Origin of the sequence: Hydrotalea sandarakina (assembly GCF_003254115.1) — a bacterium.
Taxonomy (GTDB): domain Bacteria; phylum Bacteroidota; class Bacteroidia; order Chitinophagales; family Chitinophagaceae; genus Hydrotalea; species Hydrotalea sandarakina.
Map to the genome: position 1 here is coordinate 367,630 of NZ_QKZV01000001.1, position 15,049 is coordinate 382,678.

Sequence of the window (15,049 nt, forward strand, 5' to 3'; positions counted from 1 at the left end):
TTTAATTATCGCTTTTTTTAATATTAATGTGCTTCACTGGCCGCCTTCATCATAGCAGCTTTTTCTGCATCACTTTGTTTTTTCACTCTTAAAAATGCCACCAGTGGAATGACCAAAATAAAAAATATGGCCACTAATCGAAATGTATCTAAATAGGCTAAATAATAAGATTGTCGTTCTACTGATGCATTAATAAAGCCGTAAGCCTGATGGGTTGCATCTTGCAAACTGGCACCGGTTTTACTCATTAATCCACCGGCTATGGTGTGCACACGCTGATTTAACAGTGGCGACCCTTCCGGCATATTACTCACTAAATCAGTTCTGTGCTGTGCATATTGGTGCGAAATATAGTTATTTGCCATGGCTATGCCGAATGCCCCGCCTAATTGTCGTATCATATTGTTTAAAGAAATACCGGCAGCATAATCTTTTGGTTGTAATCCGGCAACTGCCTGATTTATTAATGGTAATTGTACCATTGATATACCAACAGCTCTAAGTAAAAGCGGTAAGAAGAAATCCCATTTGCCTACATTAGGACTAACTTGAGAGGTGAGTATACTATAGGCCGCAAAGAGTAAAAAACCCGCTACTACAAACGGAATTGGTGAAACACCCTTACTCATAATTTTACCAACAATGGGTAACATTATTACCGCCATAAGGGTAGGTGGCAACAAAGAAATACCTGTTTCGTAAGCAGTAAATCCTAAAATGCGTTGTGCTAAAATTGGATAAACAAATACGGAAGTAAATAAACCCAATCCTGCAACGAAAGTAAAAATGGTTGTAAATGCTAAGTTGCGGTTTCCTAATACGCGTAAATTTACTGCGGGTTCATCAATACTTAATTCATAAATAATGAAACCAATAATACCAAGAACTGCAATTACAGAGCAAATTCTAATGGCATCGCTGCTAAACCAATCATCAGCTTCACCACGTTCCAATACAAATTGTAAACAACCTATACCTGCTGCCAGCAATAGTATGCCGTTATAATCAATGTGAATGGATTTTTTCTTCTTCCCTTCGCCTTCTTTTTTCTCAATAAAGTAAAAAGTAAGCATAGTGGCAACAATACCAATGGGAATATTAATCATAAATATTAATGGCCAAGAAGCATGGTCAATAATATATCCACCCAGAGTTGGCCCCAATGTTGGCCCCAATACTATGCCCATACCGAATAAACCGGAAGCAATAGGTCGGTCTTTAGGTTCAAATGCATCAAATAAAATTGCTTGTGAAGTTGATAATAAGGCACCACCTCCAATACCTTGCACAAAACGCCAAGCAATTATTTCAACCAACGAAGTAGATTGGGCGCACATGTATGATGCTACCGTAAAAATGATCATTGAAACCAAATAATAATTTTTACGGCCGAAATATTCTGCCAAAAAACCGGTTAATGGAATGATGATAACATTGGCAATAGCGTATGAAGTAATTACCCAACTAATGTCTTCAATACTAACGCCCAAACTTCCACTCATATCATTTAATGCCACGTTTACTATTGAGGTGTCAATCAACTCCATTACTGCGGCAGTAACGGTGGTTAATACAATAATAAATCGGGCAAATCCTTTTGGTGTCGCCATGTTTTTTTAATTAATCTTTGTTATTTGCAACTACGTAAACACTTAGTCCTGCACGCATTAAATCTTTAATTTGATCGAGATTGTCAAAATTGATTTTCACAGGAACACGTTGAGTAACTTTTACAAAGTTTCCACTTGCATTATCAGGAGGAAGTAATGCAAATTTAGCACCGGTAGCGTCGCTTAAATTGGCTACTGTTCCAATGAATTTTTTATTGGGATAGGCATCAATTTCAATTACTACTTTCTTACCGGTATGTAAATGTTGTAATTGATTTTCTTTAAAATTAGCTACCACCCAATAATTGCTGTCATCAACAATTGAAAATAAAGGTGTGCCTTCCTGAACAAATTGACCTTCACTGACATTCCTTTTTCCAATTTTACCTGATTGGGGCGCAAAAATTTTGGTATAAGTAAGTTTTAATTTTTGCTGATCAATTTTGGCTTGTTGTACTGCAATGGAAGCTTCCGCTTTTTCTACTGCGGCTTTTAAAACAGCAATTCTGCTGTCGGCTGCATTATAATCTCTGTGTGAGTTTTGATACTGTTGTAAAGCAGTTTCATAATTGTATTGAGAATCATCTAATTGCTTTTTGGTAATTGCTTCGGCAGCGAATAAGTTTTTGTCTCTATTTAAATCTTGTTCTGCTTTCTTTAACCGAATTTCACTTAAATCAATGTTGCCTTTGTTTACCTTTAATGATACCAATGCATTGTTTAGTGAAGCTTTTGCATTGACAATATCAATTTTGGTTTGCGCCAATGCTGCTTCCATTTCTTTTAATTGCAATTGTAAATCGGCATCATCAATTTCTGCAACCAATGCTCCCGCTTTCACACTATCATAATCTCTTATGTATAGTTTTTTAATGTAACCTGAAACGCGGGGTAATACCGGTGTAATTTGTCCTTCTACCTGCGCATCATCGGTAGTTTCGTGTGTAAGTGCAAATTTTATTTTATCGAATATAAAATACCCGGCTATCAACAATACAATAATTAATATGATTAGTCTGATAGGTGATTTTTTCTTGGGTTCTTTTGCTTGCTGTTCCATGTATTTAAATTGGTTTATTTTGTTTCAGAATTTAATAAGGAAGAATGAACAATTTGTTGGATGTGTGTAACAAGTCTTTTTCGAAAATGTTCATCAATGTAAGGATCAAAATCTTTTTCTGTATTTTTTACAAGAAATAAGTAACAAACCGATTTTGATTTTAGTACCTGATTAATGGTACCAACAATAGTGGCAAATAGCAATGGTGCATCTACTTTTTTGAATATTTTTTTGCGTATTCCTTTTTCAATGGTTTTTGAAAAGAAATTAATTTTCTTGTTGATTGATTCGATTAAAATTTGATGTAGTTCATGCCTGTTCGATACCAGCATTTCCTGTTCCATAACTTTATGAAAGTCGGGATTTGAAAAGAATCGGTCTACATAATATTCAATAATTAAATCAATTTTTTCAATTTCGTTCAGTGTTTTATCGTTTTCTAATTCATCAAATTTTACTTGTAACTTATTAATCCGTTCTTCTACAATAGCCTCAAATAATTTTTCTTTTGAGCCGAAGTAATAATTAATCATGGCCAAGTTTACTTCTGCTTTTTGTGCTATATCGCGAATGGATGTGCCTTCATAGCCTTTTTCGGAAAACAAGGATAGGGCAGTTTCCATAATCACTTCACGCTTATCTAACTTATCTGCACACATAGAAAATAATTTACGCTGCAAAGTTAAACAAGTGTTTGATTTAAACAAACGTTTGATTCATTTTTATAAAAATTTAATGTGGAATTAAAATTAAAGCCTCAATTTTAGGTTTCATATGGCTATAAACTCGGTGTTAAGAAAGCAAGATTTCGGACCAAATTTTCAATGGGGCATTGCTATTGCAGCAGCGCAAAATGAGGGTGCAGCTAATTTGTACGGCCGTGGGCCTTCTATTTGGGATGATTTTGCACAACGTTCGGGCAAAATAAAAGGCCATGCTAAGCCAACAGAATGTTGTGATTTTTATCATCGTTATAAAACCGATTTGTTACTTGTTAAACAAATGGGATTTACAGTTTTTCGATTCTCAATTTCCTGGAGTCGTATTTTACCGAATGGTACCGGGGCTGTTAATAAAAGTGGCATTGCTTTTTATCATCAGTTAATTGACGCTTGTTTAGCTTTAGACATTACACCATGCATTACTTTGTATCATTGGGATTTGCCTTTGGCATTGCAAAAAGAGGGTGGGTGGACTTCTCATTCCATGTTAAAATGGTTTAGTAAATACGTTACACTTTGCATGCAAGAATATGGACATAAAGTAAAGCAATGGATTATACTGAACGAGCCTGTAGGTTTTACATCTTTAGGGTATATGTTGGGCAAACATGCTCCCGGAAAATCTGGCATTCAGCAATTTTTTGCTGCTGTTCATAATGCTGCATTGTGTCAGGCTGAAGGGGGACGAATTGTTCGCGCTTTAGTAAAAGATGCAAAAATTGGTACAACTTTTTCCTGCAGTAAAGTCAATCCCGCTTCCGAAAAAAAAGAAGATCAATTAGCCGCAGAGCGTATTGATATTTTATTGAACAGATTGTTGATTGAACCCGCTTTAGGGCTAGGTTATCCATCATCAGATAATTTTATTTTAATGGATCGTTTGCATTTGTTTACAAAAGCTTGGAAATATACCGAACGAATGCAATTTGATTTTGATTTTATTGGCTTACAAAATTATTTCCCTGTTACCGTGGCATATCAATCGCTAATTCCTTATGTACAGGCAGTAGAAGTTAAAGCCATAAAAAGAAAAGTACCTTGTACGGATTTGGGATGGGAAATAAATGGGAATGCTTTTTATGAAATTTTACATCAATTTGCTGCATACAAAACAATTCAATCAATTATAGTAACCGAAAATGGTGCATGCTTTGAAGACAAGTTGGTGAATGGCAGCATAATGGATGATAAGCGTATTGATTATTTCAAAAGTTATCTTTCTGCTTTATTAAATGCTAAAAAAGATGGCTTACCTATTGATGGTTATTTTGTATGGACTTTAACCGATAATTTTGAATGGGCTGAAGGATTTAAAGCGCCTTTTGGTTTGGTGCATGTTGATTTTAAAACCCAACAGCGTACCATGAAAGCATCAGGCATTTGGTGGCAACATTTTTTGCATAATGAAAATATATAATTTAATTATGATAATTAGAAAGTTTGTATCGTTTTTTTTACTTGTAAGTTTTTTCTTGATAGTTGGTTATGGTAATGCACAAAATGTATGGACGGTAAAATTATTACGTCCCGATGGGCATGCAATTGTATTTAATTTTGAATTAACTCAGTTGAATAAAAAACCGGTTTTGTATTTGATAAATGGCGCAGACAAATTTTTAGTAGATAATGTTGTATTTAAAAATGATTCAGTATTTATTCAAATGCCGGTATTTGAATCGCAATTCAAAGCTAGAATTGTTAGCCCCACAGAATGGCAAGGTTTATGGAAAAAAGGTACTTCCGGTGCACCGGTAATACTACCATTTGAAGCAAAAGTACAATCTCAAAAATTTGCTGTTACGCAAACTCCAGTTGCTAATTTATCCGGGCGTTGGCAAGTTACTTTTATTCGTCCCAATGGTACACCACGTCCTGCTATTGCAGAATTTGTGCAACACAATAATACCATAACGGGCACTTTTTTAACCCCCAGTGGCGATTATCGATATTTGAGTGGAATTGTAAATGGCGACACTTTAAAGCTATCTACCTTTGATGGTGGACATGCCTATTTATTTGAAGCAGTTGTACAACAAGATTCTTTATTAAAAAATGGATTTTTTTATTCTGATGCAACCGGTTTAGAAAAATTTTCAGCCTTTAAAAATCAGAATGCACAATTACCCGATTCAATTGCTGCTACCTACATGAAACCCGGTGAAACTACTTTGCATTTTACGTTTCCCAACCTTAATCATCAACCCATTTCGTTTCCTAATGCAAACCTTAAAAATAAAGTAGTTATTCTGCAAATAATGGGTTCATGGTGCCCTAACTGCATGGATGAAACACAGTTTTTAAGCAAATTTTATCAGCAATACAAAAATAAAGGGGTTGAAGTAATGGCATTGGCCTATGAACTAAGTACGGATTTTAATCGTTCTAAAGCCAGTTTGGAAAAGTTTAAGCAACGTTTTAATGTACAGTATCCCATTCTAATTACCGGTGTTGCAGTAAACGATAGTTCAAAAACGGAAAAAACACTTCCGCAATTACAAGCTATAAAGGTGTTTCCTACACTAATCTTTATTGGTAAAGATGGAAAGGTTGCTAAAATTGATGCCGGTTTTTACGGCCCTGGTGCAGGGGAGCATTATAAAAAATTTCAAGAAGAATTTTATCAAACCGTTCAATATTTGCTACAACAAAAAAACAATAACGAATAAACATTATTTACTAAATTACGCTTAAGGAGTGGTGAAATTAATTTCTATCACACTGCATTTTATATTTTTTCCTAGCCAAAACTTTGCCATATGAAAGCTATAAGACAGTTTGTAATGTTTATTTTAGTAATAGTAGCCATTGTTGCCTTTTATATTGGAGTACAATTGATAAACGATTCAAGCGGGCGAACATTAGGTTTAATGTATGATGATTTGCAAGGAACACCCTTTAGTTCATACGCCGCCCCCGGATGGTTGTATTTAATTTTTATTGGAGTAGGAAGTATTGTTACATTAATCTTAACGGTAAAACATATAAAACATTACCCGGCTATTGTTATAATTATGGGAATTATTTTAGCCATTTTTATCATTGCCCAAATTGCATTAATCAATAGCATTAATTTTTTAATTGTCGTATTAGCCTTGTTTGCTTTTGCGCTTATTGTATTAGGTAATTTCATGCGCAGAAGGTTAAAGCATCCGCATCATGCACCTGTTTCACAAAGTGCAAATCATAAAAATAAGAAGCATCACTTGCATAAAAAATAAAAGCATGGAATGTAACGTATTCCATGCTTAAAAATTATTCATTTCTATTTCAAATAACTGCGTATAAACCAGGCATATTTTTCATGTAGTTCCATCAATGCCGTTAAAAACTCGGCATTTCCTAAATCTTTGTATTCGTTAGTAAATGTATTTACATCGTTTCGTAAATTTCTAATTAAGGTTTCATGATCGCTTAACAAATTTTCTAATTGTTGTTTTTGATTGTTACTGTATTCCTCTTCCAATAAGTTGGTCAATGATAAAAAATCTTTTAATCGGCCTTCAGCATAATGCCCCAACATTCTAACGCGTTCTGCAATTTCATCAATTTTTTCATCAATGGCATTGTACATGTCTTCATAAAACTTGTGCATTTCCATAAAATTGCTGCCTTCAATGTTCCAATGGCAGTTACGAACTTTTGTGTACAAAACATATTCGTCTGCTAAAATTTGATTCATTCTTTTGGCAGCCAATTGAGCATGCTGTTCATTAATTCCAATATTTGCTTTCATAAAATGACATTTTTAATTCATTACAAATTTAATTTATTCAATTTGAAAAGCTTGTTATTAAACTGCTATAATTTTTAAATATTAGCTCATATTCATGCTTTAGTGTGATGAAAAAGAAAGCGAAAAAATTTTTTTATTGATTATAAATATAGCCTTACATTTGCGCAATAATTTTTAAAATGAAATTGACACATTCACATATCCATCATCATTCAATGCCCTCGCGGTAAGCGATTGATGTTGCTATGTGTATCAACATAACATTAAAAGCTTACCTCGGTAGGCTTTTTTTATTTTATAACCATAACAAAAAAAGTAAAATGCAAACTGAAAAGTTGAAATTGGCAATACAAAAGAGTGGTCGCCTGCATGATGATTCCATTAAACTTTTAAAAGAATGTGGTATTGATATTTCAAATGGTATAAACCAGTTAAAAACAGAGGCCAGTAATTTCCCATTAGAAGTGTTTTTTTTACGTGATGATGATATTCCGCAATATGTTGAAGATGCCGTAGCAGATATTGGTTTTGTGGGTGAAAATGTGGTGTATGAAAAAAATAAAAAATTAAAAGTAGTTGAACAGTTGGGCTTTGGAAAGTGTCGTCTTTCTATTGCAGTAAAAAAGGGAGAATCATATAATGGCCCTGAATACTTACAAGGTAAAAAAATTGCAACAAGTTATCCGGTAATACTGCAACAATATTTGCAACAAAAAAACATAAAAGCTGAAATACATGAAATTAGCGGTAGTGTTGAAATTGCACCCGGTATTGGTTTAGCCGATGCTATATGCGATTTGGTGAGTAGCGGTTCTACTTTGTTTATGAATGGTTTAACTGAGGCAGAAGTAATATTGAAATCGCAAGCTGTTTTAATTCAACACCAACAATTGTCTGCAGAAAAACAACAATTACTGGAAAAGTTGGTTTTTCGTATTCAGGCGGTAAAAAAGGCGAAGAATAATAAATATGTGTTATTAAATGCGCCTAACGATAAACTTTCAGAAATAATAGCGCTGTTACCGGGTATGAAAAGTCCTACAGTTCTACCTTTAGCACAACCGGGGTGGAGCAGTGTTCATAGCGTTCTAAGTGAAAATCAATTCTGGGAAATAATTGAGCAACTAAAAAATGCCGGTGCGCAGGGAATTTTAGTAGTACCTATTGAAAAAATGATTGTTTAAAAACTATTATCATGCAAATTTTTAATAATCCATCTATCAACGATTGGCAGCAAATACTGCAAAGACCGGCCATTAATAACGATACCTTACAAAACACTGTTTTGCACATATTAAAAAGTGTACAAACTGAGGGTGATGAAGCAGTAAAGGCTTTTACAAAAAGCATTGACCACATTGAACTCAAGCAGTTACAAGTTGCACCGGAAGTAATTAAAAAGGCCGGCGAGAAAGTAGATGCAGCTTTAAAAAATGCCATTGATATCGCCATTCAAAATATTCGTCTTTTTCATCAAAAACAAGTGCAGGCTATTGAAAAAGTTGAAACAATGCCGGGAGTAGTATGTTGGCGAAAATCTGTACCAATAGAAAAAGTGGGTTTATATATTCCGGGCGGAACAGCACCATTATTTTCTACTTTAATTATGTTGGCAATACCTGCTAAAATTGCCGGATGTAAAGAACTGATTGTTTGTACTCCGCCACGTAAAGATGGAACCGTTAGTGAAGTTATTTTATACACTGCATCTGTTTTGGGCATTGAAAAAGTATTTGCTATTGGGGGAGTACAGGCTATTGCAGCAATGGCCTATGGTACAGCTTCCGTACCTCAGGTATATAAAATTTTCGGACCTGGAAATCAATATGTAACAGCTGCCAAACAATTCATTCAACAACAAGGGGTAGCCATTGATATGCCGGCAGGACCAAGCGAAGTTTGTGTATTGGCCGATGAAAGTGCAAATCCCGATTTTATCGCTGCAGACTTACTTTCACAAGCTGAACATGGCCCCGACAGCCAGGTTGTTTTAGTAACCAACCAAATGATAATAGCGGAAAAAGTAATAAAGGCTATTGAACAACAACTAAACAATTTACCACGGAAGGTAATTGCAGAAAAAGCCTTGCAAAACAGTAAGTTTATTATTATGGATGATTTAGAAGATGCTATTGCTTTAGTGAATACTTATGCCGCAGAACACTTAATTATTCAATGTGAACATGCTGAAGCAATTGCAGAAAAAATTACCAATGCCGGTTCTGTATTCTTAGGCAATTATTCACCTGAAAGTGTGGGTGATTATGCCAGCGGTACAAATCATACATTACCTACTAATGGCTTTGCTAAAGCATATAGTGGCGTTAGTGTGGATTCATTTGTGAAAAAAATTACTTTTCAACAACTTTCACAACAAGGCTTGCAACAAGTTGGCCCCGCTGTTATGCAAATGGCAATTGCCGAAGGATTAGAAGCACATAAAAATGCAGTTCAGATAAGATTAAATCAAACAATTTAAACAACTTAATATGTCATTTTCTCTTCAATCATTAATACGAAAAAATATTGCTGCATTAAAACCTTATTCGTCTGCAAGAGATGAGTTTAGTGGAGAAGCCTCCGTTTTTTTAGATGCGAATGAAAATAGTTTGGGTTCACCAACCATTAAATGGTATAACCGTTATCCTGATCCTCATCAAAAAAAATTAAAAGCTGCCATTAGTGCTGTAAAAAACGTTCCGGCAGATCAAATTTTCTTAGGAAACGGCAGTGATGAATGTATTGATATATTATTCCGCACTTTTTGTGAACCCGGAGTTGATAATGTTATTGTTTGCCCACCAACTTATGGCATGTATGAAGTTTCAGCAGCTATTAATGATGTTGCCGTAAGAAAGGCCCCCTTGACACCCAATTTTCAACTTGATATTGTAGCAATTGAAAAATTAGTAGACAGCAATACAAAAATAATTTGGCTTTGCTCACCTAATAATCCTTCGGGCAATTCTTTAAATAGAACCGATATAGAAACAGTTTTAAATAATTTTAATGGCATTGTAGTAATTGATGAGGCATACATAAATTTTTCTCGTCAAAAATCATTTATTCAAGAATTAGCTGAATATCCCAACTTGGTAATACTTCAAACATTCAGTAAAGCTTGGGGACTTGCCGGTTTGCGTTTGGGAATGGCATTTGCACAGCAGCCCATTATTGCAATAATGGATAAGGTAAAACCACCTTATAACATTAATCAACTTACACAAGAAATAGTAACAGATGCATTACAAGAGGTAGGCATGGTTAATGATATGATTAAAGAAATTGTGGCCATGCGTGAGGCTTTAGCTAAAGTTTTTATGCAAATACCTGTGGTTGAAAAAGTGTATCCATCTGATGCGAACTTTTTATTAGTGAAAGTAAAAAATGCACAATCGGTTTATAATTATTTATTAACAAAAGGCATTGTGGTACGTGATAGGAGTAATGTTATACTTTGTAATGAATGTTTACGTATTACCATTGGCACGGAACAGGAAAATACATTGTTGGTTGATGCCCTGGCCGCAATTGAGTAATGTCAATTATTGAAGTGTTACATACAATCTTTAATTATCTTTAACCGGTCAAACAAATTTTTTTTACAGTTGTTGCATTACTGCATATACATTCCTGTACCACAAATAATACTTGTATGAAAAAGAAATTGATTGTTTTTATTTCGGTATTGTGCCTTTATCAAATGGCCAATGCCAATACAATTCATTCTACTGATTCTGTTATTGTTCGTTCCGGTTCAATACAGCCCGATGCGGATAATGCCGGTTTAATTTTGCCTAAAGGTTTTGGTGCTTTAATTGTTACCAGTGCTTATGGTAAACCAAGGCATATTGCGGTTACACCTGAAGGATATTTATACGTTAAATTAGCGCAACCATTTAATGGGAATGGCATTTATTTATTAAAAGATAAAAATGGTGACGGTAAAATAGATGATGCTATTGGTTTTGGTAATTATGGCGGTACCGGCATTGCTTTAAAAGATGGATACTTATATGCTTCATCCGATGAAAATGTATATCGTTATAAGTTGAATAATCAACATGAAGTAACCAACCCGAACGATCCTGATGAAATTATTCATGGATTATTGAATAGGCGGGAACATGAATCAAAATCAATTACATTAGACAACAACGGGAATATATATGTAAACATAGGTGCTTATTCCAATGCATGCCAGGTACAAGATAGGGTACCGGGAAGTCCGGGTATGAAACCATGTCCAATATTAGATTCTGCCGGAGGTATTTGGCAATTTAAAGCCAATCAAATGCATCAAACTTATGGTGATGGAGTTCGTTATGCTACCGGTTTGAGAAATGTTGTAGGTTTAGATTGGAACACACAAACCAATTCATTATTTGTAATGCAACATGGACGCGATCAGTTACACGATAATTGGCCTAAATTATTTACTGTTCAGCAAAGTGCAGAATTGCCAGCTGAATGTATGTATGAAATTCATAAAGGTGATAATGCCGGTTGGCCATATATTTATTACGATCAAATTCAACACAAGAAAATATTGGCACCGGAATATGGTGGTGATGGAAAGAAAACTGCCGGTGAAGATGCTATCAATCCCATTATGGCATTTCCGGGTCATTTGGCTCCTGATGGTTTATTATTTTACACCGGAAATATGTTTCCGGAAAAATATAAACATGGTGCATTTATTGCCTTTCATGGAAGTTGGAATCGTGCTCCCTTACCTCAAGAAGGTTACTACGTAGTATTTGTTCCTTTTAAAGATGGAAAACCTACCGGCGAATGGGAAGTTTTTGCCAATGGTTTTGCCGGAAAACCACCCATTACATCAGCCAGAAATGCACACCGTCCCTGTGGTTTGGCACAAGGCCCGGATGGCTCATTATATGTAACTGATGATAACAAAGGGGCTATTTACAGAATTATTTATACAGGAAAATAATTGTCCTTCCATAAAAACTTATTTAACTCGAATATACTCAGTATGATAAAGTATCTTTTTTTTGTTATGGCTATTGCAATTGTAGCAGTAGCCATAACTGCTTTCACTCCCGCTCAAATTAATGATGTAAAAGCATCCGTTAAAAGAGGAGAAAAAGTTTATACAAAAGTTTGTTTGCCTTGCCACATGGCCGACGGTGGTGGTGTACCCAATATGAATCCACCCTTAATTCAAACTTCATACGTTTTAGGTGATAAAACAAAATTAATTGGTATTGTTTTGCACGGAATGAATGAACGGGTACCAATTGACGGTGATTATTATTCAAATAATATGGCACCACACAATGATTTAACCGATCAGCAAATTGCGGATGTATTAACCTATGTTAGAAACAGTTTTGGCAACAAAGCCAGTGCCGTTACCCCAACTGAAGTAAAGCAAGCTCGTTTAAAAAAACAATAAATTAAAGACTTATCCTTATACATGAAAAAAGTTTTATTCATCGATAGAGACGGAACCATCATTAATGAAGTACCACCTACTTATCAAATAGACAGTTTTGAGAAATTACAATTCTATCCGCAGGTTTTTAGATACTTGGGATTAATTGCTGCAGAATTAGATTATGAATTAGTAATGGTTACCAATCAAGATGGATTAGGTACAAGTTCATTTCCTGAAGAAACTTTTTGGCCGGTACAAAATTTTATCATGGATTGCTTAAAGCAAGAAGGAATTGTTTTTAATGAAGTGTGTATAGATAAAAGTTTTCCTGAACAACATTTGCCAACACGTAAGCCCGGTACCGGCATGCTTCAAAAATACATGAATAATGAAGTATATGACATGGCTAATTCTTTCGTAATTGGCGATAGAATTACCGATGTACAACTTGCAAAAAATTTAGGCTGCAAAGCAATTTGGCTTAACAGTGATGAATCACTTGGAAGTGCAGAAATATCCGATGAAATGAATGTTTTAATCCCAACAATAGCTTTAAAAACTTTAGAATGGCGTGATATTTATAGTTTTTTAAAACTTTCTAACCGTAGCGTAAAACATATTCGTAAAACCAATGAAACGAATATTGAAATTGAGTTAAATGTTGATGGTAGTGGCGTTGCTCATATTCACACCGGTTTAGGTTTTTTTGACCATATGTTGGAACAAATTGCCCGGCATGGTAAAATGGACATAAGTATTTCCACAAAAGGTGATTTACATATTGATGAACACCACACCATTGAAGACACAGGCATAGCATTGGGTGAAGCATTTGCCCTAGCATTGCATGATAAAAGGGGTATGGAACGTTATGGTTTTGCCTTGCCCATGGATGAAGCAGAAGCAAAGGTGCTGATTGATTTTGGCGGAAGAAGTTGGCTGGTTTGGGATGCTGAATTTAAAAGAGAAAAAATTGGTGATATGCCCACAGAAATGTTCTTTCATTTCTTCAAATCCTTTTCCGATGCTGCTAAATGCAACTTAAACATAGCTTGTAAAGGCACTAACGAACACCACAAAATTGAAGCTATTTTCAAGGCATTTGCAAAAGCAATGAAAATGGCTGTTAAGCGTGATCCCTTCAATAATTATTTGCCGAGTACCAAAGGTGTTTTATAAAAAAATGTAAACGAAAATTATTTAATGCAAATGCTGTTTATTTTGCTTTTTTAATAATAACCGGCTTACTATTAATTTTTAACCAGAAATAGCCTAAGGTCATAGCAATTATTGTAGCAATTAATACTGAAATTTTAGCAATGTCTTGTTCATTTTCACTTTTAAAGGCAAGTGTAGCAATAAAAATACTCATGGTAAAACCTATACCTGCCAACATGCCGGCTCCAATCATATGATGCCAGTTTACTTTTGCAGGCAGTACTGCCCAACCTCTTTTCACCATTAAATAAGCCATACCGCAAATACCCAACGGTTTACCAATTACTAACCCTGCAATAATGCCCCAGCTAAGTGATGTATCTAAAGCTTCGGCAAAATTTTGTGGTAAAACAATGGCTGTATTGGCCAAAGCAAAAATGGGAATAATGATGAAGTAAACCGGTAAATGCAGTTTAACTTCAAAATTTACAATGTCTTTTAATGGAATAAAAAAAGCAAAAATTACTCCGGCTACGGTGGCATGTATGCCGGAATTAAACATAAAATACCAAAGTAGTACACTTAAAATAATCTGCATCCATCCAAATTTTTTATGCATTTTTTGCAGCCACCATAATAATACAATTACAATGGCACAACCTAATAAATAGACGAAATGCAGTTTTTCGCCATAAAATAATGCAATTACAATAATGGCACCTAAATCATCAATAATAGCTAAAGCCGTTAAAAAAATTTTTAGATTAACCGATACTTTATTTCCCAGCAGTGAAGCAATGCCTAAAGAAAATGCAATGTCTGTCGCAGTGGGAATAGCCCATCCACTCATAAATGGTGAATCGCGATTGAATTGAATAAACAATATTGCCGGTACAAGCATGCCACCAACAGCACCTAGTGAAGGAAGTAACGCCTTTTTAATAGTGTTTAATTCTCCTTGAACCACTTCTCGTTTAATTTCCATTCCGGCTAAAAAGAAAAAAAATGCCATCAAAAAATCATTGATGATAACGAGAGGCGAATTGGGTAAATGCAATCCAATTACATTGAAACTATGTGCTTCATTTCCATTAAAATGATAATGCCATAAATGCGTGTATGCTTCACCTATGGCAGGAATATTACTGATAATAAGGGATAATGCTGTACATGCTAATAGTATTATACCGATAGAACGGCTATCGTGCATAAATGCCAACAAAGGATAAAACCATTTTTGTGTTTTATTATTCTTAAGCGTACTCATATACAAACTATTATTGCAGCATGAACAAATAGTATCCCTGCAGAAATGGCAATGACCGTTACAGGTTTATAAACTGCAATATAGTTTAAAAAAAATTA

14 protein-coding genes are annotated in these 15,049 nt (G+C 34.8%); 9 read left to right on the forward strand and 5 right to left on the reverse strand.

What is annotated here, in order from left to right:
* Positions 1-23: 23 nt before the first annotated feature.
* The 3 genes from LX80_RS01630 to LX80_RS01640 are packed head-to-tail and all read right to left on the reverse strand — an operon-like array spanning position 24 to position 3,329.
* Positions 24-1,610, reverse strand: a complete 1,587-nt coding sequence (locus tag LX80_RS01630) for a DHA2 family efflux MFS transporter permease subunit (RefSeq protein ID WP_111293285.1) — start codon at positions 1,608-1,610, stop codon at positions 24-26.
* Between the two features lie 10 nt (positions 1,611-1,620).
* A complete protein-coding gene (locus LX80_RS01635; protein ID WP_111293286.1) occupies positions 1,621-2,670 on the reverse strand; it encodes an HlyD family secretion protein in 1,050 nt (349 codons plus the stop codon).
* Positions 2,671-2,684: 14 nt separating this feature from the next.
* Positions 2,685-3,329, reverse strand: a complete 645-nt coding sequence (locus LX80_RS01640; RefSeq protein WP_111293287.1) for a TetR/AcrR family transcriptional regulator — start codon at positions 3,327-3,329, stop codon at positions 2,685-2,687.
* A 115-nt stretch (positions 3,330-3,444) separates the two neighbouring features.
* Between LX80_RS01640 and LX80_RS01645 the strand changes: the two genes are divergently transcribed.
* The 3 genes from LX80_RS01645 to LX80_RS01655 all read left to right on the forward strand — a co-directional run bounded on the left by LX80_RS01645 (position 3,445) and on the right by LX80_RS01655 (position 6,610).
* Positions 3,445-4,809, forward strand: a complete 1,365-nt coding sequence (locus LX80_RS01645) for a glycoside hydrolase family 1 protein (RefSeq protein WP_211307671.1) — start codon at positions 3,445-3,447, stop codon at positions 4,807-4,809.
* Between the two features lie 7 nt (positions 4,810-4,816).
* Positions 4,817-6,058 carry a peroxiredoxin family protein gene (locus tag LX80_RS01650; RefSeq protein ID WP_111293541.1) on the forward strand — a complete coding sequence of 414 codons (1,242 nt, stop codon included), beginning with the start codon at positions 4,817-4,819 and terminating at the stop codon, positions 6,056-6,058.
* Positions 6,059-6,148: 90 nt separating this feature from the next.
* Positions 6,149-6,610: a hypothetical protein gene (locus tag LX80_RS01655; RefSeq protein WP_111293288.1), complete on the forward strand. Its 462-nt coding sequence runs from the start codon at positions 6,149-6,151 to the stop codon at positions 6,608-6,610.
* A gap of 44 nt (positions 6,611-6,654) precedes the next feature.
* Here the strand turns inward: LX80_RS01655 and LX80_RS01660 are convergent, their stop codons facing one another.
* The gene (locus LX80_RS01660) at positions 6,655-7,125 is read right to left on the reverse strand and encodes a Dps family protein (protein WP_111293289.1); all 471 of its coding nucleotides are present in this window, start codon (positions 7,123-7,125) and stop codon (positions 6,655-6,657) included.
* Positions 7,126-7,445: 320 nt separating this feature from the next.
* Between LX80_RS01660 and hisG the strand changes: the two genes are divergently transcribed.
* The 6 genes from hisG to hisB all read left to right on the forward strand — a co-directional run bounded on the left by hisG (position 7,446) and on the right by hisB (position 13,705).
* Positions 7,446-8,309 (forward strand): ATP phosphoribosyltransferase, encoded by an 864-nt coding sequence (gene hisG, locus LX80_RS01665; protein WP_111293542.1) that lies wholly within the window; start codon positions 7,446-7,448, stop codon positions 8,307-8,309.
* A gap of 11 nt (positions 8,310-8,320) precedes the next feature.
* Positions 8,321-9,604 carry a histidinol dehydrogenase gene (gene hisD, locus LX80_RS01670; protein ID WP_111293290.1) on the forward strand — a complete coding sequence of 428 codons (1,284 nt, stop codon included), beginning with the start codon at positions 8,321-8,323 and terminating at the stop codon, positions 9,602-9,604.
* A gap of 10 nt (positions 9,605-9,614) precedes the next feature.
* Complete coding sequence (hisC, locus tag LX80_RS01675; protein WP_111293291.1) at positions 9,615-10,664, forward strand: histidinol-phosphate transaminase; 1,050 nt, start codon at positions 9,615-9,617, stop codon at positions 10,662-10,664.
* A 116-nt stretch (positions 10,665-10,780) separates the two neighbouring features.
* Positions 10,781-12,079: a PQQ-dependent sugar dehydrogenase gene (locus LX80_RS01680; RefSeq protein WP_111293292.1), complete on the forward strand. Its 1,299-nt coding sequence runs from the start codon at positions 10,781-10,783 to the stop codon at positions 12,077-12,079.
* A gap of 42 nt (positions 12,080-12,121) precedes the next feature.
* Positions 12,122-12,544, forward strand: a complete 423-nt coding sequence (locus LX80_RS01685; RefSeq protein ID WP_111293293.1) for a c-type cytochrome — start codon at positions 12,122-12,124, stop codon at positions 12,542-12,544.
* A 21-nt stretch (positions 12,545-12,565) separates the two neighbouring features.
* A complete protein-coding gene (hisB, locus tag LX80_RS01690) occupies positions 12,566-13,705 on the forward strand; it encodes a bifunctional histidinol-phosphatase/imidazoleglycerol-phosphate dehydratase HisB (protein WP_111293294.1) in 1,140 nt (379 codons plus the stop codon).
* A 37-nt stretch (positions 13,706-13,742) separates the two neighbouring features.
* On the opposite strand, the gene nhaA is transcribed toward hisB, so the two are convergent.
* Positions 13,743-14,951 (reverse strand): Na+/H+ antiporter NhaA, encoded by a 1,209-nt coding sequence (nhaA, locus tag LX80_RS01695; protein ID WP_211307672.1) that lies wholly within the window; start codon positions 14,949-14,951, stop codon positions 13,743-13,745.
* Positions 14,952-15,049 lie beyond the last annotated feature (98 nt).

Coding starts and splice junctions, on each gene's coding strand:
- LX80_RS01630 (WP_111293285.1), bottom strand. CDS start 1,610: ATGGCGACACCAAAAGGATTTGCCCGATTTATTATTGTATTAACCACC.
- LX80_RS01635 (WP_111293286.1), bottom strand. CDS start 2,670: ATGGAACAGCAAGCAAAAGAACCCAAGAAAAAATCACCTATCAGACTA.
- LX80_RS01640 (WP_111293287.1), bottom strand. CDS start 3,329: ATGTGTGCAGATAAGTTAGATAAGCGTGAAGTGATTATGGAAACTGCC.
- LX80_RS01645 (WP_211307671.1), top strand. CDS start 3,445: ATGGCTATAAACTCGGTGTTAAGAAAGCAAGATTTCGGACCAAATTTT.
- LX80_RS01650 (WP_111293541.1), top strand. CDS start 4,817: ATGATAATTAGAAAGTTTGTATCGTTTTTTTTACTTGTAAGTTTTTTC.
- LX80_RS01655 (WP_111293288.1), top strand. CDS start 6,149: ATGAAAGCTATAAGACAGTTTGTAATGTTTATTTTAGTAATAGTAGCC.
- LX80_RS01660 (WP_111293289.1), bottom strand. CDS start 7,125: ATGAAAGCAAATATTGGAATTAATGAACAGCATGCTCAATTGGCTGCC.
- hisG (WP_111293542.1), top strand. CDS start 7,446: ATGCAAACTGAAAAGTTGAAATTGGCAATACAAAAGAGTGGTCGCCTG.
- hisD (WP_111293290.1), top strand. CDS start 8,321: ATGCAAATTTTTAATAATCCATCTATCAACGATTGGCAGCAAATACTG.
- hisC (WP_111293291.1), top strand. CDS start 9,615: ATGTCATTTTCTCTTCAATCATTAATACGAAAAAATATTGCTGCATTA.
- LX80_RS01680 (WP_111293292.1), top strand. CDS start 10,781: ATGAAAAAGAAATTGATTGTTTTTATTTCGGTATTGTGCCTTTATCAA.
- LX80_RS01685 (WP_111293293.1), top strand. CDS start 12,122: ATGATAAAGTATCTTTTTTTTGTTATGGCTATTGCAATTGTAGCAGTA.
- hisB (WP_111293294.1), top strand. CDS start 12,566: ATGAAAAAAGTTTTATTCATCGATAGAGACGGAACCATCATTAATGAA.
- nhaA (WP_211307672.1), bottom strand. CDS start 14,951: ATGAGTACGCTTAAGAATAATAAAACACAAAAATGGTTTTATCCTTTG.